Annotated in this window: 18 protein-coding genes; 10 read left to right on the top strand and 8 right to left on the bottom strand. The window is 63.2% G+C overall.

Translation table 11 applies throughout. The annotated features are described in order from the left end of the window. Positions 1-206 precede the first annotated feature (206 nt). The 8 genes from nosR to nahK all read left to right on the top strand — a co-directional run bounded on the left by nosR (position 207) and on the right by nahK (position 12,054). A complete protein-coding gene (gene nosR, locus BT116_RS14150; protein ID WP_256572570.1) occupies positions 207-2,375 on the top strand; it encodes a transcriptional regulator NosR in 2,169 nt (722 codons plus the stop codon). 53 nt (positions 2,376-2,428) lie between these two features. Beyond that, positions 2,429-4,348, top strand: coding sequence for a TAT-dependent nitrous-oxide reductase (gene nosZ, locus BT116_RS14155; RefSeq protein ID WP_072344735.1), 1,920 nt, complete (start codon positions 2,429-2,431; stop codon positions 4,346-4,348). Positions 4,349-4,373: 25 nt separating this feature from the next. After that, on the top strand, positions 4,374-5,687 hold the full coding sequence (locus BT116_RS14160) for a nitrous oxide reductase family maturation protein NosD (RefSeq protein ID WP_072344737.1): 1,314 nt from the start codon (positions 4,374-4,376) through the stop codon (positions 5,685-5,687). Then, complete coding sequence (locus tag BT116_RS14165) at positions 5,684-6,601, top strand: ABC transporter ATP-binding protein (RefSeq protein ID WP_072344740.1); 918 nt, start codon at positions 5,684-5,686, stop codon at positions 6,599-6,601. The genes BT116_RS14160 and BT116_RS14165 overlap by 4 nt, the downstream gene beginning before the upstream one ends. Next, positions 6,598-7,428, top strand: coding sequence for an ABC transporter permease (locus tag BT116_RS14170; protein ID WP_072344742.1), 831 nt, complete (start codon positions 6,598-6,600; stop codon positions 7,426-7,428). Before BT116_RS14165 ends, BT116_RS14170 begins: the two co-directional genes overlap by 4 nt. A gap of 30 nt (positions 7,429-7,458) precedes the next feature. Further along, a complete protein-coding gene (locus tag BT116_RS14175; RefSeq protein ID WP_072344745.1) occupies positions 7,459-7,986 on the top strand; it encodes a nitrous oxide reductase accessory protein NosL in 528 nt (175 codons plus the stop codon). A gap of 332 nt (positions 7,987-8,318) precedes the next feature. Continuing rightward, complete coding sequence (nosP, locus tag BT116_RS14180; RefSeq protein WP_063321459.1) at positions 8,319-9,482, top strand: nitric oxide-sensing protein NosP; 1,164 nt, start codon at positions 8,319-8,321, stop codon at positions 9,480-9,482. Then, positions 9,412-12,054, top strand: a complete 2,643-nt coding sequence (gene nahK, locus BT116_RS14185; protein ID WP_083569145.1) for a hybrid sensor histidine kinase/response regulator NahK/ErcS' — start codon at positions 9,412-9,414, stop codon at positions 12,052-12,054. The genes nosP and nahK overlap by 71 nt, the downstream gene beginning before the upstream one ends. Positions 12,055-12,231: 177 nt before the next feature. Here nahK and BT116_RS14190 read toward each other — a convergent pair whose 3' ends face one another. The 6 genes from BT116_RS14190 to BT116_RS14215 all read right to left on the bottom strand — a co-directional run bounded on the left by BT116_RS14190 (position 12,232) and on the right by BT116_RS14215 (position 17,337). Then, complete coding sequence (locus tag BT116_RS14190; protein ID WP_053122521.1) at positions 12,232-12,897, bottom strand: response regulator transcription factor; 666 nt, start codon at positions 12,895-12,897, stop codon at positions 12,232-12,234. A 59-nt stretch (positions 12,898-12,956) separates the two neighbouring features. After that, on the bottom strand, positions 12,957-13,490 hold the full coding sequence (locus tag BT116_RS14195; RefSeq protein WP_072344750.1) for a PQQ-dependent catabolism-associated CXXCW motif protein: 534 nt from the start codon (positions 13,488-13,490) through the stop codon (positions 12,957-12,959). Between the two features lie 147 nt (positions 13,491-13,637). Continuing rightward, positions 13,638-14,429 carry an ABC transporter permease gene (locus BT116_RS14200; protein WP_063321456.1) on the bottom strand — a complete coding sequence of 264 codons (792 nt, stop codon included), beginning with the start codon at positions 14,427-14,429 and terminating at the stop codon, positions 13,638-13,640. Continuing rightward, positions 14,426-15,157, bottom strand: coding sequence for an ABC transporter ATP-binding protein (locus tag BT116_RS14205; RefSeq protein ID WP_072344753.1), 732 nt, complete (start codon positions 15,155-15,157; stop codon positions 14,426-14,428). Before BT116_RS14205 ends, BT116_RS14200 begins: the two co-directional genes overlap by 4 nt. Continuing rightward, entirely contained in the window at positions 15,154-16,143 is a 990-nt protein-coding gene (locus BT116_RS14210) for a YVTN family beta-propeller repeat protein (RefSeq protein ID WP_063321454.1), read from the bottom strand. The genes BT116_RS14205 and BT116_RS14210 overlap by 4 nt, the downstream gene beginning before the upstream one ends. A gap of 27 nt (positions 16,144-16,170) precedes the next feature. Further along, entirely contained in the window at positions 16,171-17,337 is a 1,167-nt protein-coding gene (locus BT116_RS14215) for an ABC transporter substrate-binding protein (protein ID WP_072344756.1), read from the bottom strand. Positions 17,338-17,622: 285 nt separating this feature from the next. Here BT116_RS14215 and BT116_RS14220 point away from each other — a divergent pair, with 285 nt between their 5' ends. Both BT116_RS14220 and BT116_RS14225 read left to right on the top strand, forming a co-directional pair. Next, entirely contained in the window at positions 17,623-18,876 is a 1,254-nt protein-coding gene (locus BT116_RS14220; RefSeq protein WP_072344759.1) for a HAMP domain-containing sensor histidine kinase, read from the top strand. Continuing rightward, positions 18,876-19,514, top strand: a complete 639-nt coding sequence (locus BT116_RS14225; RefSeq protein ID WP_063321452.1) for a response regulator — start codon at positions 18,876-18,878, stop codon at positions 19,512-19,514. The genes BT116_RS14220 and BT116_RS14225 overlap by 1 nt, the downstream gene beginning before the upstream one ends. 181 nt (positions 19,515-19,695) lie before the next feature. Here BT116_RS14225 and BT116_RS14230 read toward each other — a convergent pair whose 3' ends face one another. Together BT116_RS14230 and exaA are read right to left on the bottom strand one after the other, a co-directional pair. Beyond that, on the bottom strand, positions 19,696-20,340 hold the full coding sequence (locus BT116_RS14230; protein ID WP_072344762.1) for a pentapeptide repeat-containing protein: 645 nt from the start codon (positions 20,338-20,340) through the stop codon (positions 19,696-19,698). Between the two features lie 147 nt (positions 20,341-20,487). Continuing rightward, the gene (gene exaA, locus BT116_RS14235; RefSeq protein WP_072344765.1) at positions 20,488-22,344 is read right to left on the bottom strand and encodes a quinoprotein ethanol dehydrogenase; all 1,857 of its coding nucleotides are present in this window, start codon (positions 22,342-22,344) and stop codon (positions 20,488-20,490) included. Positions 22,345-22,469: the final 125 nt, after the last annotated feature.

Raw genomic sequence — 22,469 nt, forward strand, 5'->3', positions numbered from 1 at the left:
AGAGCGTCACGGGATGCATTACCACGCAGAGCGTGGGAACGAGCAAGTTGGGGGGGCTGTGGAAGATCGTTCCTCACGCTCCGCGTTCCGCTTCTACAGACTGAGTAGGGTTTAAGTTTTTTCCCAAGTTGATTTCAATCAAGGGCCGAAGAAGGGGTCGGCCCCTACCATGATCGCCAAGATCCTGTCTTTAAGCCCAGGCGTCCATGACCCCTCCCTTTGTGATGCTGCACCTATCCCGCCTCTGGCTCCGTGGACTGTTCGTTTTCCTGCTGTTGTTCACGGGCCTGGCCCAGGCCAAGGACTACGGCGACACCCCGCAACAGCGCATCCACCATGTCCTGGGCCAGACCGACGCGATCTCCGAGCCCGAAGGGCGGTTCAAGGTGCGCACGCTGTCCGCTGCCGGCAAGGTCCTGGGCTATGTGTTCCAGAGCCTGGACGTGGTGGACATTCCCGCCTATTCCGGCAAGCCGATCAACGTCCAGGTCATTCTCGATCCTGCGGGGGTGATTCTCGATGCCTATGTGCTCGAACACCATGAGCCGATCCTGCTGATCGGCATCGCCGAAGAAAAACTCCACGCGTTCAGCGCGCGCTACAGCGGCATCAAGGTCAACCAGCGGGTGGTGGTGGGGCATTCCAGCGACCCGAATGCCGTGACCGTGGATGCCATCGCCGGGGCTACCGTGACGGCGATGGTGGTCAACGAAGTCATCATGCGTGCTGCCCACGATGTCGCGGTGTCCCTGGGCCTGGTCAAGGGCGATGCGGGGTTGGCCGTGGCGCCGGCTCGTGTGCGCGAGGACATCTACGAGCCCGCCGACTGGAAGACCCTGACCGGCAACGGCGCTGTACGGCGCCTGCACCTGACTCGCGGTCAAGTAGACGCCACCTTCAAAGGCACCGACGCCGAACAGGTCGAAGTTGCCAGCGCCGCCCAGGCCGACGACACGTTCATCGACCTGTACGTCACCCACCTCAACCCGCCCACCATTGGCCGCAATCTGTTGGGCGATGGGCAATATCGCACGCTGATGAGCGAGCTCAAACCCGGCGAACAAGCCATTGCCGTGATGGGCAGCGGTCGCTATTCCTTCAAGGGCTCGGGTTACGTGCGAGGCGGCATTTTCGACCGGGTGCTGGTGCGTCAGTTCGGCGACGTCATCAGCTTCCGCGACATGGACTTCCAGCGCCTGGATGACGTGGCCGCCGAGGACATGCCTGAGTTCGACGAAATGGCGGTGTTCATCGTTCGCGCGTCCCACCGTTTCGACCCCGGTTCGCCTTGGAGCCTGGAGCTACTGATCCGCCGCCAGACCGGGCCGGTCAGCGGTATTTTCAGCAGCTTCGAGCTGGCCTATCAGTTGCCGGAGCCTTACCTGGAGCGGCCATTGCCGACCGCCGAGCAACTGGCGGCCGCCGAAGAAGCGAGCCGGCCGATGTGGCTGACGCTCTGGTATCAGAAAAGTGTCGAAATCACCGTGCTTGGCGTAGCCCTGCTGGTGCTGACGGCGATCCTGTTTTTCCAGGATTCACTGGCCCGGCGGCCGACGCTGTTGCACTGGCTGCGCCGCGGCTACCTGGTCTTTACCGTGGTGTTTCTGGGCGGCTACGCCTTGGCGCAGTTGTCGGTGGTCAACGTGCTGACCTTCGTCCACGCCTTGTTCGAAGGCTTTCGCTGGGAACTGTTTCTCACCGATCCGCTGATCTTCATTCTCTGGGTGTTCACCGCCGGCAGCATTGTGCTGTGGGGGCGTGGGGTGTTCTGCGGCTGGCTGTGTCCGTTCGGCGCGTTACAGGAGTTGATCAACGAACTGGCGCGCAAGCTCAAGGTGCCCCAATACGAATTGCCGTTCGCCGTGCATGAGCGGCTCTGGGCGATCAAGTACATCATTTTGCTGGTGCTGTTCGGCGTTTCGCTGGAGTCGATGGCCACCGCCGAGCGGCTGGCCGAAGTGGAACCCTTCAAGACCGCCATCACCCTCAGGTTCGACCGCCAGTGGTGGTTCGTGGCGTACGCCGTGGGCCTGCTGGTGATCAACCTGTTTACCCGCAAGGTCTATTGCCGCTACGTCTGCCCGCTGGGCGCGGCCCTGGCAATGCCGACCCGGCTGCGGCTGTTCGACTGGCTCAAGCGTCGCAAGGAATGTGGCAACCCCTGCCAGCTGTGCGCCAAGGAATGCGAGATCCAGGCGATTCATCCCGATGGTCGGATCAATGCCAACGAATGCCATTACTGCCTCGACTGCCAGATGACCTGGCACAACGAAAACAAATGCCCGCCGCTGATCAACAAGCGCAAGAAGCGCGGCAAGGCGGCCGTGAGCGATCCGCAACTGATTCCCGTGGTGCAGGTGAACCCGGCGCCTTGAGGCACCCCAATGGCCTGTCCCTTGACCGTTTCATTCTTCATGGAGCACACAGCATGAGCGATAAAAAAAACCAGACCCCGGGCGTGGTGGAAGAGCCCAGGGGTGTCAGCCGGCGCAGTTTTCTCGGCACTGGCGCGGTAACCGGTGCCGTACTGGCCGGCGCGACGGCGCTGGGGGCCGGGACGTTCACCCGTGAGTCCTGGGCTGCGGCGGCCAAGGAGGCCAAGTCCAAGATTCACGTCGGGCCTGGGGAGCTGGACGAATACTACGGTTTCTGGAGCGGCGGCCACCAGGGCGAGGTGCGGGTGCTGGGTGTGCCATCGATGCGTGAGCTGATGCGTATCCCGGTGTTCAACGTCGACTCGGCCACCGGTTGGGGCCTGACCAACGAAAGCAAGCGCATCCTGGGCGACAGCGCCAAGTACCAGAACGGCGATTGCCACCACCCGCACATCTCCATGACGGACGGCAAGTACGACGGCAAATACCTGTTCATCAACGACAAGGCCAACTCCCGGGTCGCACGTATTCGCCTGGACATCATGAAGTGCGACAAGATCCTCACCGTGCCCAACGTGCAAGCCATCCACGGCCTGCGCCTGCAAAAGGTGCCGTACACCAAGTACGTGTTCGCCAACGCTGAGTTCGTGATCCCGCACCCCAACGACGGCCATACCTTCGACCTGCAGGACAAAAACAGCTTCACGATGTTCAACGCCATCGATGCCGAGAAAATGGAAATGGCGTTCCAGGTGATCGTCGACGGCAACCTGGACAACTCCGATGCTGACTACACCGGCAAATACGCCGCCAGCACCTGCTACAACTCCGAGAAGGCCTACGACCTGGGCGGCATGATGCGCAACGAGCGCGACTGGGTGGTGGTGTTCAACATCCCGCGTATCGAGGCGGCGATCAAGGCCGGCAAGTTCATCAACCTGGACGGCTCCAAGGTGCCGGTGGTCGATGGCCGCAAGATCGATGGCAAGGACTCCGAATTCACCCGCTACATTCCCGTGCCGAAGAACCCCCACGGGCTCAATACCTCATCGGACGGCAAATACTTCATCGCCAACGGCAAGCTGTCGCCTACGGTCTCGATGATCGCCATCGATCGCCTGGACGATTTGTTCGCCGACCGCTTCAAGGACCCACGCGAAGTGATCGTCGCCGAGCCGGAATTGGGGCTCGGGCCTTTGCACACCACGTTCGACGGGCGCGGCAATGCCTACACCACCTTGTTCATCGACAGCCAGGTGGTGAAGTGGAACATGGACGAGGCCATCCGCGCCTACAAGGGCGAAAAGATCAATTACATCAAGCAGAAACTCGACGTCCAATACCAGCCTGGCCACAACCATGCGTCTCTCACCGAAACCAGCGAGGCGGACGGCAAGTGGCTGGTGGTGTTGTGCAAGTTCTCCAAGGACCGCTTCCTGCCCACCGGCCCGCTGCACCCGGAGAACGATCAACTGATCGACATTTCCGGTGAAGAAATGAAGCTGGTGCACGACGGCCCGGCGTTCGCCGAACCGCACGATTGCATTCTCGCGCGGCGCGATCAGATCAAGACCCAGAAGATCTGGAACCGCAACGATCCGTTTTTCGCCGACACCGTGGCCCGGGCGAAGAAGGACGGCATCAACCTGGAAACCGACAACAAGGTCATCCGCGACGGCAACAAGGTGCGGGTGTACATGACGTCGATGGCGCCGGCCTATGGCCTGACGGAGTTCACCGTCAAGCAAGGCAACGAGGTGACGGTGACCATCACCAATATCGACCAGATCGAAGACGTCACTCATGGTTTTGTCATGACCAACCACGGCGCCAGTATGGAGATCAGCCCGCAACAGACCTCGTCGATCACCTTCACTGCCGACAAGGCCGGCTTGCACTGGTACTACTGCAGCTGGTTCTGCCACGCGCTGCACATGGAGATGGTCGGGCGCATGCTGGTTGAAAAGGCCTGAGTCATTCATTAGGGAGACAGGCGCAATGACCGGCAATATGCAGCATCCAAACGCTCGTCGACTGGTCATTGCCCTGGTGTTCAGCCTGCTGTCGGGTGGCGTGCTCGGCGCGCCGCAGCCGATCACCGATTTGCCGTTGCAGGCCGAGGGCGACCAGCAATGGCGCCTGCCTGCAGGCCAGTACCGGGGCTCGTTCAGCATCGACCAGCCCATGACCCTCACGTGTGCGCCGGATGCGGTATTCCAGGGCCTGGGCGAGGGCAATGGCGTGATCATTCGCGCCCCGAACGTGCGGGTCCAGGGATGTACGTTCCTGGACTGGGGGCACGACCTGACGGCCATGAACGCGGCCGTGTTCATCCAACCGGTTGCCCAAGGCGCGGTGGTGCGTGGCAACCGGATGCAGGGCCAGGGCTTCGGTATCTGGGTCGATGGCACGCGGGACGTCAGCCTGATCGACAACCGCATCCAGGGCGACCCCAGCCTGCGCTCCCAGGACCGTGGCAATGGCATCCATTTGTATGCCGTACACGGCGCCCGGGTCATCGGTAACCAGGTGCGCGAAACCCGCGATGGCATCTACATCGACACCTCCAGCGGCAACCTGCTCCAGGGCAATGTCCTGGAGGACCTGCGCTACGGCGTGCATTACATGTTCGCCAACGATAACCGCCTGCTGGATAACGTCACCCGGCGTACCCGCACCGGTTATGCCTTGATGCAAAGCCGCCAGTTGACGGTCATCGGCAATCGCTCCGAACAGGATCAGAACTACGGGATCCTGATGAACTACATCACCTATTCGACCCTGCGCGACAACTTCGTCACCGACGTGCGCGACGGGTCCACCGGCGACACCATGATCACCGGCGCCGAGGGCAAGGCCCTGTTCATCTACAACTCATTGTTCAACCGCATCGAAGGCAACCATTTCGAGCGCAGCGCCGTGGGTATCCACCTGACGGCGGGCTCGGAGGATAACCGCATCGCCGGCAATGCCTTCGTCCATAACCAGCGCCAGGTCAAATACGTGGCCACGCGGTTGCAGGAATGGTCGGTGGATGGCCGCGGCAATTACTGGAGCGACTACCTGGGTTGGGATCGCAATGGCGATGGCTTGGGCGATGTCGCCTATGAGCCCAACGACAACGTCGATCGCCTGCTGTGGCTGTATCCCCAGGTGCGCTTTTTGATGAACAGCCCGGGGATCGAACTGCTGCGTTGGGTGCAGCGAGCCTTCCCGGTGATGAAATCCCCCGGAGTGATGGACAGCCATCCGCTGATGGAAACGCCTGTCCAGCCCCCGCCACGCAACAGTGCCCAGGAGGACGCGTCTTGAACGTCGTCGAGATCGAAGGCGTCAGCCAATACTATGGCGATACCGCCGTGCTGCGCGGGCTGGACTTGAACCTGGCCCAGGGCGAAGTGCTCGGCCTGTTCGGGCACAACGGTGCGGGCAAGACCACCACGATGAAGCTGATCCTCGGTTTGCTGCGGGCCAGCGAGGGGCAGGTGCGTGTCTTCGGCCGCACGCCCAGCGACCCGAGCGTGCGGCAGATGCTCGGTTATCTGCCCGAGAACGTGATGTTCTATCCGCAATTGAGCGGGCTGGAAACCTTGCGCCATTTTGCCCGGCTCAAAGGCGCTGCACCGGAGCAGGTGCAGCGTTTGCTGGAAGAGGTCGGGCTGGCGGGTGCCGCGACACGGCGCGTGAAGACGTATTCCAAGGGCATGCGCCAGCGTCTCGGCCTGGCCCAGGCGCTGCTCGGCCAACCGCGCCTGTTATTGCTGGATGAGCCGACCGTGGGCCTGGACCCCATCGCCACCCAGGACCTCTATCAGTTGCTCGACCGCCTGCGTTGGCAGGGCACCAGCATCATTCTCTGTTCTCATGTCCTGCCTGGCGTGGAAGCTCACATCAACCGCGCCGCGATTCTCACCCGGGGGCGCCTGTTGGCCCTGGGCAGCCTGGCCCGCCTGAGGGAAGACGCCGGGTTGCCGACGTTGATCCGCGCCTCGGGCCTGTCGCGGGCCGATTGGCTTCGCCAGCATTGGCGCAGCGAAGGGCACGCCACCCAAGGCTGGGGCGCCGAAGGGGTGCAGGTGTCCGCGCCGGATGGCAGCAAGCTTAAATTGCTGCGCCAACTGCTGGCCCAGGATGACCCGTCAGATGTCGAGATCAAGCCGCCGTCGCTGGAGGATTTGTACCGTCATTACATGGTCCGTGCCGCGGCCGAGGAGACCCGCCTATGAATCCGGTCTGGAACATGGCCCGCAAGGAATTCAGCGATGGCCTGCGCAATCGCTGGTTGTTGGCGATCAGTCTGTTGTTCGCGGTGCTGGCGATCGGCATCGCCTGGCTCGGCGCGGCGGCGTCCGGTCAACTGGGGTTCACCTCGGTGCCGGCCACGGTGGCGAGCCTGTCCAGCCTGGCGACCTTCCTGATGCCGCTGATTGCCTTGCTGTTGGCCTATGACGCGATTGTCGGCGAAGAGGAGAGCGGCACCTTGCTGCTGTTGCTGACTTACCCGTTGGGCCGCGGACAATTGCTGCTGGGCAAGTTTGTGGGGCATGGCTTGATCCTGGCCCTGGCCACCTTCATCGGTTTTGGCTGCGCGATGCTCGCTATCGCCCTGTGGGTGGACGATGTCCAGTTGAGCCTGCTGCTCTGGGCCTTCGGTCGCTTCATGGTGTCCAGCACGCTGCTGGGCTGGGTGTTCCTCGGGTTGGCCTATGTGCTGAGCAGCTTGTCGGCAGAGAAATCCACCGCGGCCGGATTGGCGCTGGGGGTGTGGTTTTTCTTCGTGCTGGTGTTCGACCTGGCGTTGCTGGCATTGCTGGTGCTGAGCGAAGGGCGCTTCAGCCCGGAACTGTTGCCATGGCTGCTGCTGTTCAACCCTACCGACGTGTATCGGCTGATCAACCTGTCCGGGTTCGATGCGGCGTCCAGCGGCGCCGCGGTGCTGACCCTGGGCAGCGACCTGCCGGTGTCGGCGCCTTTGCTCTGGCTGTGCCTGGGCCTGTGGATGGCGGTGCCGTTGTGGCTGGCCTATCGGTTGTTCAATCGCCGATGCCCGTGAATTTCAATCTTGATAAGGGAGCATGCAACGATGAACAGGGTGTATTTCAAGGCGGGTCGCCTTTGGATCGGGGTGTTGATGTGCCTGGCACTGGCAGCCTGCGGCAAAGCCGAGTCACCTGCGGCCAGCGAGGCGGCGCTGGCGTTCCATCCCGGTGACGAGTGCCATGTGTGCGGCATGGTCATCACTGACTTTCCCGGGCCCAAGGGCGCGGCGGTCGGGGCAGGGGGCGTAAAGAAATTCTGCTCGCCGGCGGAGATGCTGGGCTGGTGGTTGCAGCCGGAAAACCATCGGGCCGACGTCAAGCTGTATGTCCACGACATGGGCCGCAGCCATTGGGACACACCGGATGATGCCCTCCTGATCGACGCCCGGACCGCCTACTTCGTCATCGGCAGCGGGCTCAAGGGCGCCATGGGCGTTGTCCTGGCTTCGTTCTCCGACCCCCAGGCGGCACAAAAACTCGCTAGCGATACCGGCGGCCGGGTGCTGCGCCTGGAAGACATCGATCAGGAACTGCTGGGGCAGGCAACCGCCATGTCGCCGATGAGTCACTGACATTGCCTGCACACCGAACCGCCTTTGTGGTGAGGGGATTTAGCGAAACGTCGCACCGCCCCGCTGGGCTGCGAAGCAGCCCTGAGACTTGACAGCGCGCTGTGTCAGGTTGACTGCATTCAATTTGCTTGGGGCTGCTGCGCAACCCAGCGGGAGCAAGCTCCCTCGCCACAAAGGTAGTCCATATCAGGGGCGTAGAAGTAGGCGGCGGCGTCGTGTGCGCCGATCTTCTCATCCCATGGAAGCGTCCACCCGCTACCCAAGTAGCATACGTCGACTCGACGCGGCTTCGTACACTCAGGGCTCCTATCACGCACCCGTCGGAGGCGAAGATGCAGCAGGCCCAGAGCGAAGGTGTGGTGAGCGCCATGTCCCAGGCGACGGACGTCCAGCAGGTGGCCCAGGAGTTGGCGCGGCAGTTGCTGCACCCGCACCTGGGCTTCGTGCTGTTTTTCTGTTCCGCCGAATATGACTTGCCGGCCCTGGGCCAGGCGCTGTCCCAGAGTTTCGGTGGGATTCGCCTGGTGGGCTGTACCAGCGCCGGTGAAATCACCGCGCAAGGTTATGGTCGCAACTGCGTGACGGCGGTGGGTTTCGATCACCGGCACTTTTCCATCGCCGCCGAACTGATCGGCGAGATGGAGCACTTCAGCCTGATCGACGCCCAGCAAATGGTCGAACGTCTGGCGAGCGGTTGTCGCAGCAACGCCCTGGCGCCGATCAAGGGCCACAGCTTCGCCTTGACCCTGCTCGATGGCCTGTCCAGCCGAGAGGAAATGGTGCTGGCGGCCTTGAGCGCCGCGCTGGGGGACATCCCGCATTTCGGCGGGTCGGCCGGCGATGACAACTACCTGACTCACACCCACGTGTACTTCGAAGGCCAGTTCCACAGTGGCGCGGCCGTGGTGGTGCTGATCAACACCTGGCTGGAATTCGAAGTCTTCACCACCCATCACATCCTGCCCCGGGAGGAGAAGCTGGTGGTGACCGGCGCCGACAGCGCCTCGCGACGGGTCTACGAGCTCAACGCCGAACCCGCCGCCGAAGAATACGCCCGGCACATCGGCGTGCCGGTGAGCGCCCTCGACTACCGGGTCTTCGCCGCCCATCCACTGGCGGTGCGCATCAACGACCAGTACTACGTGCGCGCCATCCAGCAGGTGCACCCGGACCTGAGCCTGAGTTTCTACTGTGCGGTGGAGAACGGCATCGTGCTCACCGCCATGACTCCCGGGCCCTTGCTGCACAACCTGCAAACGCTGTTCGACGGTTTGCAGGCACGCCTCGGCGACTTGCTGCTGACCATCGGCTGCGATTGCTTTCTCCGGCGCCTGGAGCTGGAAGATCGCGGCGGCCTGGAGCAGATCGGTCAGTTCCTGCGCGAACAACGGGTGATGGGGTTCAACACCTATGGAGAACAGTTCAATGGCATGCATATCAACCAGACGTTCACCGGAGTTGCCATTGCCCGACATCGCGTCCCCGGCCATCGCTGAGCTGCAGGCCCAGCTCGCTGCCCTGCAGCATGAAAACCGCAAGTTGCGGCGCATCAATGAGGCGCTGATCGAACGGGTGGAGTCCGGCGTAACTCGGGGCAACGACCCGTACGCGGCGTTCCAGCACTCGGTGGTGCTGGCCGAGCAGGTGCGCGAGCGCACCGATGCGTTGAACCAGGCCATGGCCGAGCTCAAGGCCGGCAATCACTTGCTGGGCGAGGCGCGGCTGCGGGCGGAAACCGCCCATCGACACCTGATCGATGCCATCGAAAGCATCTCCGACGCGTTTGTGCTGTTCGACGAGCAGCAACGCATCGTCCTGTTCAACAGCCGTTTCAAGGCCTTCTGGGCCAACAGCCGGGTGCGCATCATCGCCGGCATGCGCCTTTCCGAGGTCAAACGCTTGATGACCGCTAACGGGCTGTTCAGCGAAGAACCCCGGGGCCAGGCCGACGAGCACGTGTTGTATCGCTTGCAGAACGGGCGTTGGCTGCAAGTCAGCGAGCGGCCGACCCAGGAAGGCGGGCGGGTGATCCTGTTTACCGACATCACCGACGTCAAGCTCAGCGAAACCGTGCGTCGCGAGCAGGCCATCGCGCAGAAATCCCATTTGTTGCAGCGGGCGGTGGACAACCTGTCCCAGGGCGTGGCGATGGTCAATGCCCAGGGCGTGCTGGAGCTGTGGAACCGACGCTTCCTCGAGCTCAGCGGCCTGGCGCCGGTAGCGGCCCACCGGCCGTTCAACGAAGTGATTGCCGACAGTGAGCTGCAACTGCTGACCCCGGCCAGCCGCGACAGCAACGGCCGGCTGATCCACGAATCCGAGCAGCGCCTGTCCGATGGCCGGGTCCTGGAGATCCGTACGCATCCCTTGCCCACTGGCGGCTACGTCAACACCTTCACCGACATCACCGAACGCTACCAGCACGCCGAGGCGCTGAGCGAAAGCGAACGCTGGATTCGCCTGATCACCGACCATGTGCCGGCGCTGATCGCCTACCTCAACGCCGACCTGGTCTACGAGTTCACCAACAAGGTCTACGAGCAATGGTATTGCTGGCCCCGTGGTGTGATGCTCGGCCAGAGCCTGCGCGAGGCCCACAGCGAGCAGCATTACCAGCGCCTGGAAGCCTACGTGGCCCGGGCGTTGGCGGGTGAGAGCGTGACGTTCGAGTTCGCCGAGACCAACATCAACAACCAGGAGCGCTACATGCTGCGCTCCTATGTACCCAACCGCCTGGCCAACGGTGAAGTGGTGGGGATTTTCGTGCTGATCCGCGACATCACCGAACGCCGGCGCACCGCCGAAGCGCTGCACCAGGCCTACCAGAACCTGGAACAGCGGGTCCAGGAGCGCACCGCCGAACTGACCACGCTCAATGACCAGTTGCTGCGCGAGATCGACGAACGCAGCCGGGTGGAATTGCGCCTGCGGGAGGCCAAGCGCGAGGCCGAGCAGGCCAACCTGTCGAAGACCAAGTTTCTCGCAGCGGTCAGCCATGACCTGCTGCAACCGCTCAACGCCGCCCGGCTGTTCACCAGTGCCTTGCTTGAGCGCCGCGAGCCGGTCGCCAACGCGCAACTGGTGCGCAACGTCAGCAATTCGCTGCAGGACGTGGAGAACCTGCTGGGCACCCTGGTGGACATCTCCAAGCTGGACGCCGGGGTGATCAAGGCCGACGTCGCGCCGTTCGGCCTCAGCGAGCTGCTCGACAACCTGGCCGCCGAATACGCCCAGATCGCCCGCAGCGAAGGGCTGGAGCTGCACTTTGTCGGTTGTTCGGTGCTGGTGCGCAGCGACATGCAATTGCTCGCGCGGATCCTGCGTAACCTGCTGAGCAACGCCATTCGTTACACCCCCAGCGGGCGCGTGGTGCTGGGTTGCCGGCGACACCGCCAGCGCGTGTCGATCCAGGTCTGGGACAGCGGCATCGGCATTGCCGAGAACCGCCTCGAGGAAATATTCCAGGAGTTCAAGCGTGGCGACGTGCAACGCCCGAATCAGGACCGTGGGTTGGGCCTGGGCCTGGCGATTGTCGAAAAAATCGCCGGGATCCTCGGGCACCGGATCCAGGTGCGCTCTTGGCCGGGCAAGGGCTCGATGTTCTCCATCGACGTGCCGCTGAGCGCCACCGCGCCCAAGCCGCTGCCGTGCGTGGACATGAGCGAGCCGATGCTCGAACGCCTGCGCGGGGCGCGGGTCTGGGTGCTGGATAACGATGCGGCGATCTGCGCTGGCATGCGTACGTTGCTGGAGGGCTGGGGTTGCCAGGTAGTGACCGCGTTGTCGGAACAGGACCTGGCCCGCCAAGTGGACAACTACCATGCCGAGGCCGACTTGTTGATCGCCGATTATCATCTGGACAACGATCAGAACGGCGTCGATGCGGTGGCCAGGATCAACGCCCGCCGGGCCTCACCGATCCCGGCCATGATGATCACCGCCAACTACAGCAACGAACTCAAGCAGCAGATCCGCGAACGCGGGCACACCCTGATGCACAAGCCGGTGCGGCCGATGAAGCTCAAGATTGCGATGAGTCATCTGTTGGGCCAGCTCCCGAACCATTGAGTCGGACACCGTTTGTGGCGAGGGGATTTATCCCCGTTGGGCTGCGAAGCAGCCCCAGGATCTGTCAGACGTACTAAATTGTTAGGTTTTAGGGCCGCTTCGCGCCCCAACGGGGATAAATCCCCTCGCCACAGGAAAGTGTTAACCGTGTCCCCCGGTCCAAACAGGGGGACCGGTTCAGCGCCGCAAATAAGCCCCGAAATCAATATCCCCGGCACTGAGGATCGCCTGCACCCGATTGTGCACGTTGAGTTTGCGCAGGATCGCCGAGACGTGGGCCTTGACCGTGGTTTCGGCGATGTCCAGGGTGTAGGCGATCTGTTTGTTCGACTCGCCCTTGGTCATGCGTTCGAGCACCAGCAGTTGCTTGCGGGTCAAGGCCTGGAGCAGTTCCGGCGGGAACGCCGGGGTTTCGTTCAGGCGGCGGCCCATCGGGCTTTTTTGCGTGCGAATGATGTCGGGCGGCAGGTACACGTTGCCGTTGAGGATCTGCTCGATCGCGTCAGTCATCTGCGAGCGTGGCGAGGATTTGGTGATGAAGCCCACCGCACCATAGGTGATGGCCTGCAGCACCACCTGTTTGTCCTGCTCGGCGGAGACAATCACCACGGGGATGGTCGGTGCCTCGTTGCGCAGGTTGATCAGGCCATTGAGCCCGTGCATGCCGGGCATGTTCAGGTCCAGCAGGATCAGGTCCAGGTCGTCGTGCTCGGCAGTCAAGGCCAGGGCGCTGTCCAGGTCGGCGGTCTCCATGACCTCGCTGCCAGGAAAACCGTCGCTGATGACGTTGTGGATGGCTTCGCGAAACAGTGGGTGATCGTCGGCTATCAGGATTTTATACATGGCCATTCACCTCGTTATTGTCGTGTGGGGCAGGGCAGTTGCACGCACTTCTTGCAAGATCAGGGAAAAGGTTCGGGCCGGGCCGCTTGCAGGGGCAGGTTGGCCGCCTCCCAGGCATCGAGGCCATCGCGATACCAGTACACATGGTTATAGCCCATGGCAGCGGCGCGTTTTACCGCGTTCCAGCTCAGCCAGCAATCGGCGCGGCAATAAAAGACCAACGGTGAATCCAACCGCCCGCCGGTGGCCGTGCGCAGGTGATGGCTGAAGTAGTCCTGCCAGGTCGGGTCGAGGTCGCCGTCACCGGTATTGGCCAGCCACAGGCTGCCAGGGAGGTTGGCGTGGGGTTCGTTGTCGATGAAACGCCCTTGGACCCACGGCCGGCGATAAACGTCGATCAGCACCGGGGGCGAGGCTTGTTCGAGCAGCCGTTGCAGGGCCTGGGTATCGAGGGTCTGGGCGCCGTCGACAGTGGCGGGCGTCGGGCTGCGGTATTGGGCGATGCGATAACCCTGCGCCGAAAACAGCGCGGTATCGGCCTGCGCGACATTCAGCGTCAGGCCCAGCAGGAGGATCGCCAGCAAACGGGGCATAGGATTTATCCTTTTTGTTATGCGCCCATTACATGCCAGGGTCGAGGTCTTGTGAATGCGACCATAGACAGGAAAACCAGTACTAAAGTAGTAATTTTGGCCATAGGGCCTGCACAAAACCCTTGTGGGATATGGGGATGGGGCAATTCAATTGGCCTTGCGCAACGCCGCATGCTGCGGATTGAACGTCCACACCGCCAACAGGGCGAACACCAGGGTCAACCCCACGCACACCGCCATCGCCAGCAGGTTGAACTGCTCGTACAGCGCAAAACGCACCAACTCCACGCCGTGGGTGAACGGGCTGACCGAGCAAAGCCAGTACAGCCAAGGGCTGGCTTCCTGCATTTTCCACAGCGGGTACAGCGCCGAAGACAGGAAGAACATCGGGAAGATCACGAAATTCATCACCCCGGCGAAGTTTTCCAGTTGCCGGATGGCATTGGACAGCAGCAAGCCCAGGGCGCTGAGCATCAGGGCCACCAGTAACAGGGCCGGCAGGGCCAGCAGCAGGCCCATGGTCGGCGGCTGGATGCCGTACAGCCAGGCGATAGCGAGAAAGGCATAGACCTGCAACAGCGAGATCAGCGAGGTCGCCAACAACTTGCTCGCCAGCAGGAACGCCCGGGGCAAGGGGCTGGTGAGCAACACGCGCATGCTGCCCATCTCCCGGTCGTAGACCATCGACAGCGAGCCCTGCATGCCGTTGAACAACAGGATCATGCAGGCCAGCCCAGGCACGATATACACCTCGTAGGGGATGTAGGTGTCGTAGGGCGCGATGATGGCGATGCCCAGTGCCGCGCGAAAACCGGCGGCGAACACCAGCAGCCACAGCAGGGGCCGTACCAGGGCACTGAGCAGCCGTGTGCGTTGCAGCACGAAGCGCAGCCATTCGCGCGTCACGATGCCGCTGAAACATTGCCAGTACGCATTCATGGCCGGACTCCCGTGGCGGTCAAGTGGGTGAAGGCCGAACCGAGGGTGCCCCCGTGTTCCAGGCTCACCGCGTCGGCCTGTCCGCTGGCGACCAGACGGCCCTGGTGCACGATCAACAGGTCGTCGCTGGGCTGCACTTCGTCGAGCAAGTGAGTGGTCCAGAGCACGCTGATGCCTTGCTCGCTGCACAGTTGCCGGATGTGCAGCCCCAGGGCGAGGCGGCTGGCCGGATCGAGGCCGACGCTGGGTTCGTCGAGCAGCAGCAAGTGCGGTTCGTGGAGCAGGGCGCGGGCGATCTCAACCCGGCGTCGATGGCCTCCGTTGAGGTCGCGTACCCGCTCGTGGCGGCGCTCCGCCAGGTCCTGGCGGGTCAGTTCGGCGTCGATGCGGGTGCTGCCCTGGCGCCGCGAAAAACCGTGCAGCGCCAAGTGATAGCGCAGATTCTGTTCAATGCTCAGGTCCAGGTCCAGGGTGCTCTGTTGGAACACCACACCCAACTGGCGCAGGGCCGGTCTTGGTGATTTCTGCAGGGAATGACCGCCGATGTGGATCTCGCCACGTTGCAGGTCGTACAGGCGTGTGAGCAGGGCGATCAGCGTCGACTTGCCGGCACCGTTGGGACCCAGCAGCGCGGCGAAACGGCCTGCGGGCAGGCTGAAGTTCATCTGCTTGAGAGCTTCGCGCGCGCCATAGGCAAAACTCAGGTCGCTGACCTCCAGGGCGTTCATGGCGTGACCACCACGCCCCAAGGGTAGCGCCCGACTTTCACCGATTTCAGGACCTTGCGGCTCTCTACATCGATCACCGAGACATCGCCGCTGACGCCGTTGGTCGCCAGCAGCTGCTTCTGGTCCGGGGTGAACGCCAGTTGCCAGACCCGTCGGCCCACCAGCAGGTAATCCAGCACTTCGAAGGTCTTGGCGTCGATCACCGCCACATGGTTGGCCGGGCCCAGGGCGACGAACGCCAGTTTGCCGTCGGCGCTGAGCTTGATGCCCACCGGTTGGACCTTGTCCGGGTGCACGCCCTTGATCTGGAACGTCAGGGTCTTGAGCACCTGGCGCGTGGCGACGTCGAGTACGGTCAACGTGCCGCCGATCTCCGCCGAGGCCCAGAGCTGCGTACCGTCGCGATTGAACTCGACGAAACGTGGCCGCTGGTCCACCAGGGTGTTGTCGGCCAGGGTCTGGGTACTGGTGTCGATCCAGTGCAGCATGTTCGTGGTTTCACTGGTGTTGACCGCCCACTTGCCGTCAGGGCTGACGGCCATGCCTTCGGGTTCGACACCCACGCCGATCTGGCCCAGCACTTCGGAAGTCTGGGTGTCGATCACCGTGACCAGGGCATCGTCTTCGTTGGAGACGTACAGCCAGCGGTCGTTGGGGTGCAGGGCGAACTGCTCCGGGTCCTTGCCGGAAGGCAGTTCCTTGATGATCTTGCGGGTGGCGACGTCCATCACCTGGACCCGGTCCGAGTCGCTGGCGCAGATGTACAGCAGGCGATTGTCGTGGGACAGCAGCAGGCCCCGGGGGCGCTGGCCAACCGGCAGGGTCTCGATGACTTCCAGGCTCTGCATGTCGATCAGGCTCAGGCTGTTGTCCTTCTCGTTGGAGACCCAGGCGATGCTGGCGGCGGCGGGGCCGGCAGCCAGCAGAACAGCACCCAGGGCAAGGACTTGGCAGAGCAGGGCCGGTTTGAACAGCGGGCGGCGCATGGTGGTTTTCCTTATTGTTGTTTTCGATCAGGGGTAACGGCAGCTCACTTCGGGCCGGTCATAACCCAGGCTGTCCATTTCATTGGAAGGGTGGAGAAAACCGTCCTGGGGCGAGGTGCTGACCAGTGCCCGGGGCTGGACCAGGGGAATCGGTTGGCGCAACTGGCCGTTCCAGGGCCGGTAGCTGAGCTTGCGACCCTTGAAGCCGTCCAGGGGCAACTGGTCGCTGAGAGCCAGTTGGCGAATGGCGAGCGGGTCGTCCTGACGCAACTTGCTCACGGCGCTGGCGATGCTGCGCACGGCGATCCAGGCAGCGAAGTCACGGTCGTTCATCCAGCGTCCGGCCAGGGCTTCAAAGCGTTTTTGCAGTTGCGCCGCGCCGTAGGTTTCCACGGTCTTGTGCCAGCCGGTGGGCGTCAGCCCTTGGGTGCCGGCCACCGGGCGTGGGTACCAGGTCTGGTAGGGCAGGTATTCACCGAAGTCGCCGCGCTCGTCGGCCACCAGCACCACGTCGTACTCGGCGGTCTGGGTGAACAGCGGCATGTCGGCCTGGGCGCTGCGGCGCTGGTCGTTGTCGAACTGCCAGGCCTTCTCGGCAACGATCTTCATGCCGAAGCGTTTCATGGCCCGGCGCAATGCGGCGGCATAGGCCTGGTCCTCGGGCGTCTGGCCGACGATCAGCAAGGCCCGCTGCCATTTACGCACGACGCTGAACTGCACCAGGGCATCGGCGAGCATGGCGCGGTCGGGCAGGCTGTGGAGCACGTTGCCCAGGCAGTCGGTGGTGCGCAGGCTGTCGTCGGGGCTACCGGCGTTGAACAGCAGGCTGTCGGGCAGGGCGGCGCTGAGTTGGCGCAGGCTGGCGGCCGGTGCGTTGACCACGAACAGCCGCAGGCCCTGGTCATGTTGGGCCCGGGCGGCCTGGAGCAGCGCTTCGGGACTGTCGACGCTGGCGCTTTCCAGGCGATAGTCGTGTTTGAGAAAACGCCCGGTGCTGTTGCTGTCGACGATCGCCAGTTCAGCGCCGCGCAACCCGGCATCGGCCGGTTCGGCAATGACGTTGGACAGCAACGGGCCCGGATCGGGACGGTAACCCAGGTAGCCGATGCGCACCTGCAGCGGCGTGGTATCGCCCGCGTGAGCGGTGGCCGCTGCCAGCAGAGAAACCAGGGCGTAACTGACGAGCCGGCGCATGACATCCTCCATTGCAGGTAGCGCCAGCATAGGAAGCCCAGGGTCATGGGGAAATATGCAGAAAGTACCGGCGGTGCAGTACCAAGGTAGTAACTCACCTTGGAGGCCGGGGTTTTAGCATGCAAGGCATCGTCATTGACCAGGAGGGGACAGACCATGCGGATTCTCAAAGCGCTGCTGTTGCCGTTTCTGCTGATCCTGAGTTTGATCGGGGTTGATCGTCCCAAAACCTGGAAACTCCCAAGCCCCCCCGGTGGGTGTCAATTCAGGGTTGGAGCGCTAGCCATGTCAGCCCTCTGGCGCATCAACCTCTGGGTTTGCGCCTTTTTCGCCCTCGTCACCCTGGCCTGTGCAGCCCTGTTGCTGCACCAGGCCACGGCCGATGTGAAACGAGAGTTGCAATCGGCCGAGTCGGTGGTGCGTTACCTGCGCGAAACCGCCGAGCGCGATCCGGCCAGTCTCCAGCCGCGGTTGACCGGCAGCCTGCGGCATGTGCGGGTCCGTTGGCTGGTCCCTGGGGAGCTGTTCCCGGCGGATGAAGCCGGGATGAAGGCCTGGCTCGGCCGCCGGTTACTGGATGACGGACCTGCGGCCCAGGTGGTGGATTTGTCGGACGGTCGGCGGGCCTGGATTGCCGTCGACCCTCGCGATGAAATCGACGAGATTCTCGATTCCTTGGTGCAGCTGTTGTACGTCTGCGCCCTGGCGCTGTCGCTCAGCCTGTTGGTGATTCGTTGGGGGGTACGCCGGGGCATGCGTTTGCTCGATGAGCTGCTGCATGCGTTGCGTCAGGTCTCAGCCGGGAACCTGCAGGTGCGCCTGGGCACTGAGGGTGTCCCGGAGGCGCAGCATCTGGCGGGGCATTTCAATCGCATGGCCGCTGCCCTGGCCGAGGCCCAGGCCGATAACGCCCGGCTTACCCAGGCCTTGCTGGCCGTGCAGGAACAGGAGCGTACCCGGCTGGCCCAGACCCTGCACGACGACTTGGGCCAATACGTGGCCGGCATTCGTGCTCGCGCCTGCCTGCTGCGGCTGGTGATGGATCAGCCGCCGGCGCTGGAGCAGACCGTCAGCCAGCTCGAAGAGCATTGCGAGCATTTGCAATCGGGTTTCCGGGCACTGGTGCATGACTTGTACCCAGTGGTGTTGCAGTACCTGCCATTGGGCGAGGCCATCAGGCTATTGGCCGGGCAATGGCAGGCCAGCCAGGGCATCACCTGTCAGGTGTGGATCGACAAAACGCTGCCGTCCTTGTCCGGTCCGGACAAGACCCACTTGTATCGTTTGTTGCAGGAAGCGTTGACCAACGTTGCCCGGCATGCCGGCGCCACGCAGGTGCGGATTCGCCTGCAACACCGCGCCGGGCGCCTGCGATTGCTGGTGCGCGACAACGGTCGCGGAGCGACGCAACCATCGCGCGCCGGTGTCGGCTTGCACTCGATGTCCGAGCGGGCGCGCAGCCTGGGCGGTGAGCTGCGCATCCTCAGCCAGCCTGGCGCCGGTTGGGCGCTGGCCTTGAATATTGCCCTGGAGGCGTGATGAACATTCTGTTGGTGGACGACCATGCGGTGGTTCGGCAGGGCTATGCCAGCCTTTTGCGGGTGTTGATGCCGGACCTGCAGGTCCGCGAAGCGGCGACCGGTGAGGAGGCGTTGAGCCAGGTGCAGGAGCAGGTGCCGCATCTGGTGATCATGGACTTCGGCCTGCCCGGTATCAGTGGCTTGGAAACCACCCGCCGGCTACGTCAGCGCCTGCCGCAACTGCGGGTGCTGTTTTTCAGCATGCACGATGAATTGCCCTTGGTGCGCCAGGCATTGGACGCTGGCGCCGCGGGCTACCTGACCAAGAATTCGGCACCCCAGGTGCTGGTCGACGCGGTGCGGCGAGTGCTGGCCGGGCATGTCTACATCGAGCAATCCCTGGCCACGCAACTGGCCTGCACCCGTTCGCGCCAGGATGTCGACCCGCGCCTGCAATGCATGACTCAACGGGAGTTGGAGATCTTTGTCATGCTCGCCAAGGGCACCCCCGCCCGCACCATCGCCGAACAGCTGTGCATCAGCGCCAAGACCGTGTCCAACCACCTGACGCTGCTCAAGAGCAAGTTGCAGGTCAGCTCCCATGCCGAGCTGGTGCACTTGGGGATCGATATGGGCGTGGTGCGAGTGGCGGGATAAATCCCAGGTTCCACTGTGATGGTCAATTGTGGCGAGGGGATTTATCCCCGCTGGGCTGCGAAGCAGACCCAAAACCTGACAACTCGGTGTGTCAGATTCCCTGAGTGAGCTGCTCCAGGGGCTGCTTCGCAGCCCCGCGGGGATAAATCCCCTCGCCACAGGTTGTGCGCGTTCGCAGACTTCACTGATCCCAGGAAGTCGGGCAACCGGTACAGCCCTCCATATTCGCATCCTGGAAATTCCCATAATGTTGGCGAGAACCACTCAGGTTGGCCTGTTCCAGGTTGCTTTCGCCGAGCTTGGCTTCCTGCAGGTTGGCGTCGCGCAGGTCGGCGCCCTTGAGGTCGGCCTTGCTCAGCCAGGCCATCTCCAGGTCCGCCGCCTGCAGGTTCGCCCCGTGCAAGCGGGCGCCGGACAAGCGGGCGAACTGAAGGTAGGCGGCGGTCAGGTCGGCGCGTTGGAACTGCGTGCCCTGGGCGAACAGACCCCAACCCTGGATCGCCTTGAGCGTGGCGCCGCTGAAGTCCGCCAGGCGCAGGTTGCTTTGTTGCAGGCTGGCACGGGTCAGGTTGGCGCCCTGCAGTTGGGCTTTCTCGAGGTTGGCCAGGTCCAGCCGTGCGTGCCGCAGGTCGGCATCACGCAGGTCGGCACCGCTTAGGTTCATTTTGCGAAGGTCCTGGTTCGCCAGTTTTGCACCGCGCAGATTGGCGCCGGGGCATTGGCTCGCTTCGGCGATAAGGCAGCCGTTGAGGGTGAGCGGGGTGTCGGTCTCGTCGGCGTTGGCAAAGGCGCCGACGAGCAGAAGCAGCAATGGCAAGAATTTCATGGCATGAACTCGGGCAATTGTGGGAGCGAGCTGGCTCGCGATGGCGGTGGTTCAGCCGGCATTCATGTTGACTGACACTGCACTATCGCGAGCAAGCTCGCTCCCACAGTGGGTTGTGGTGTGGGTCAGGACCCAGTTGGGCTCAGGTTATTTCTGCGCCGTCGCCTTATCCCAGCTCGGAATCTTGAACACCCAGAACGACCCACCCTGGGCCACCGGCTTGGTCAGTTCGGCCATGTCGCCGCCCCACAACGGTACGGCACCACCGTAGCCGACGGTCACGCCGATGAATTGCTCGCCGTCCTGCTCCCACGTGATGGGTGGGGAGACGATGCCGCTGCCGGTCTGGAACTTCCAAAGCTCCTTGCCGGTCTTGGCGTCGAAGGCCTTGAAGAAGCCGTCGCCGGTGCCGGTGAACACCAGGTTGCCCTTGGTCGCCAGCACGCCGGCCCACAGTGGCAGCGGTTCCTTGTGCTCCCAGACTACCTTGCCGGTGGTGGGGTTCATCGCCCGCAGGCTGCCAACGTGATCGTCGTACATGCGCTTGATGCGAAAACCCATGCCGAGGTAGGCCGAGCCCTTCTTGTAGTTCACTTCCTCGGTCCAGTATTCCTCTTTCCACTGGTTGCCGGGGACGTAGAACAAGCCGGTGTCCTGGCTGTAGGCCATGGGATTCCAGTTCTTGCCGCCGAGGAAGGGCGGCGAGACTTCCACCGGCTTGCCCTTGGTTTCACCCGGCAATGGCTTGGCCGGACGCTGGCCGGGGTTTTCCACCGGGCGGCCGGTCTTGAGGTCGATGTGGCTGGCCCAAGTGATGTTGTCGACGAACGGGAAGGCGTTCTGCAGCTTGCCGTTGTTGCGGTCCACCACGTAGAAGAAACCGTTGCGGTCGGCGTGGGCGGTGGCTTTGACCACCTTGCCGTCCTTGTCCTTGTAGTCGAACAGCACCAGCTCGTTGTTGCCGGAGAAGTCCCAGGCGTCGTTGGGCGTATGTTGATAGAACCACTTCACTTCGCCAGTGCTTGGGTCGACGCCCACCTGGCCGGAGGTGTAGAGGCTGTCGTAATCGTGAGGGTTGCCATCCTTGGCCGTGCGCGCCCAGGTGTTCCACGGGCCAGGGTTGCCCGCGCCGACGATGATGGTGTTGGTCTCGGCGTCGAAACTGGCGCTCTGCCAAGGTGCGCCGCCGCCGTGGCTCCAGGCTTCGACCTTGCCGGTTTCAGTGGTCTTGTCGTCGGGCCAGGAGGGCGCCTTGACATCGCCCGTCGGGGTGCTGTCCTTGCCGTTGAGGCGGCCCATGTGGCCTTCGACGAACGGGCGCATCCAGACTTCTTCGCCGGTGTCGGGGTCGCGAGCGAACAATTGGCCGACCACGCCGAACTCATCACCGGAACTGCCATGGATCAGCAGGACCTTGCCACTGGTCTTGTCCTTGATCAGCACCGGCGCCCCGGTCATGGTGTAGCCGCCGGCGTGGTCGCCGAACTTCTTGTTCCACACCACTTTGCCGGTGTTCTTATCCAGGGCGACGACTCGCGCATCCAGGGTGCCGAAGTAGATCTTGTCGCCATAGATCGCCGCGCCGCGGTTGACCACGTCGCAGCACGGGCGAATGTTGTCCGGCAGTCGGTGGTTGTAGGTCCACAGGCGCTTGCCGGTCTTGGCGTCGAGGGCGAATACACGCGAGTACGAGCCGGTGACGTACACCACGCCGTTGCTGACGATGGCCTGTGATTCCTGGCCGCGCTGCTTCTCGTCGCCGAATGAGTAGGACCAGGCCGGGGTCAGCTTGAACACGTTCTTGTCGTTGACCTGGGCCAGCGGACTCCAGCGCTGGGCGTTGGTGCCCATGCCATATTGCAGCACGTCCTGGGTGGTCAGGTGGTCGTTGGCGATGTCTTCCCAGGTGACGGCAGCGCGCGCCGAGGGACTCGACGACAGACTGCCGGCCAGCAGCAAGGCGACCGTCAGGGAGGAGAGGGCGGGTAGCGTTTTTATTCTCATGGTGGCAGTTCCCAGTGAAAGGTTTTGGCCTGACTAGGGTGAGTCGCGCGGCGACTTTGCCGATACGGAAAAAGTCCCGCCCTTGCCGGGAAGACTTCCCAAACCGCCTGTCTTTACGACCTGCG

The organism is Pseudomonas sp. NFACC16-2, assembly GCF_900119205.1.
GTDB lineage: Bacteria > Pseudomonadota > Gammaproteobacteria > Pseudomonadales > Pseudomonadaceae > Aquipseudomonas > Aquipseudomonas fluorescens_Q.

What these genes read in the sequence shown, in the direction of transcription:
- nosR (WP_256572570.1), top strand. Translation starts at nt 207, where the DNA reads ATGACCCCTCCCTTTGTGATGCTGCACCTATCCCGCCTCTGGCTCCGT.
- nosZ (WP_072344735.1), top strand. Translation starts at nt 2,429, where the DNA reads ATGAGCGATAAAAAAAACCAGACCCCGGGCGTGGTGGAAGAGCCCAGG.
- BT116_RS14160 (WP_072344737.1), top strand. Translation starts at nt 4,374, where the DNA reads ATGACCGGCAATATGCAGCATCCAAACGCTCGTCGACTGGTCATTGCC.
- BT116_RS14170 (WP_072344742.1), top strand. Translation starts at nt 6,598, where the DNA reads ATGAATCCGGTCTGGAACATGGCCCGCAAGGAATTCAGCGATGGCCTG.
- BT116_RS14175 (WP_072344745.1), top strand. Translation starts at nt 7,459, where the DNA reads ATGAACAGGGTGTATTTCAAGGCGGGTCGCCTTTGGATCGGGGTGTTG.
- nosP (WP_063321459.1), top strand. Translation starts at nt 8,319, where the DNA reads ATGCAGCAGGCCCAGAGCGAAGGTGTGGTGAGCGCCATGTCCCAGGCG.
- nahK (WP_083569145.1), top strand. Translation starts at nt 9,412, where the DNA reads ATGGCATGCATATCAACCAGACGTTCACCGGAGTTGCCATTGCCCGAC.
- BT116_RS14190 (WP_053122521.1), bottom strand. Translation starts at nt 12,897, where the DNA reads ATGTATAAAATCCTGATAGCCGACGATCACCCACTGTTTCGCGAAGCC.
- BT116_RS14195 (WP_072344750.1), bottom strand. Translation starts at nt 13,490, where the DNA reads ATGCCCCGTTTGCTGGCGATCCTCCTGCTGGGCCTGACGCTGAATGTC.
- BT116_RS14200 (WP_063321456.1), bottom strand. Translation starts at nt 14,429, where the DNA reads ATGAATGCGTACTGGCAATGTTTCAGCGGCATCGTGACGCGCGAATGG.
- BT116_RS14205 (WP_072344753.1), bottom strand. Translation starts at nt 15,157, where the DNA reads ATGAACGCCCTGGAGGTCAGCGACCTGAGTTTTGCCTATGGCGCGCGC.
- BT116_RS14210 (WP_063321454.1), bottom strand. Translation starts at nt 16,143, where the DNA reads ATGCGCCGCCCGCTGTTCAAACCGGCCCTGCTCTGCCAAGTCCTTGCC.
- BT116_RS14215 (WP_072344756.1), bottom strand. Translation starts at nt 17,337, where the DNA reads ATGCGCCGGCTCGTCAGTTACGCCCTGGTTTCTCTGCTGGCAGCGGCC.
- BT116_RS14220 (WP_072344759.1), top strand. Translation starts at nt 17,623, where the DNA reads ATGTCAGCCCTCTGGCGCATCAACCTCTGGGTTTGCGCCTTTTTCGCC.
- BT116_RS14225 (WP_063321452.1), top strand. Translation starts at nt 18,876, where the DNA reads ATGAACATTCTGTTGGTGGACGACCATGCGGTGGTTCGGCAGGGCTAT.
- BT116_RS14230 (WP_072344762.1), bottom strand. Translation starts at nt 20,340, where the DNA reads ATGAAATTCTTGCCATTGCTGCTTCTGCTCGTCGGCGCCTTTGCCAAC.
- exaA (WP_072344765.1), bottom strand. Translation starts at nt 22,344, where the DNA reads ATGAGAATAAAAACGCTACCCGCCCTCTCCTCCCTGACGGTCGCCTTG.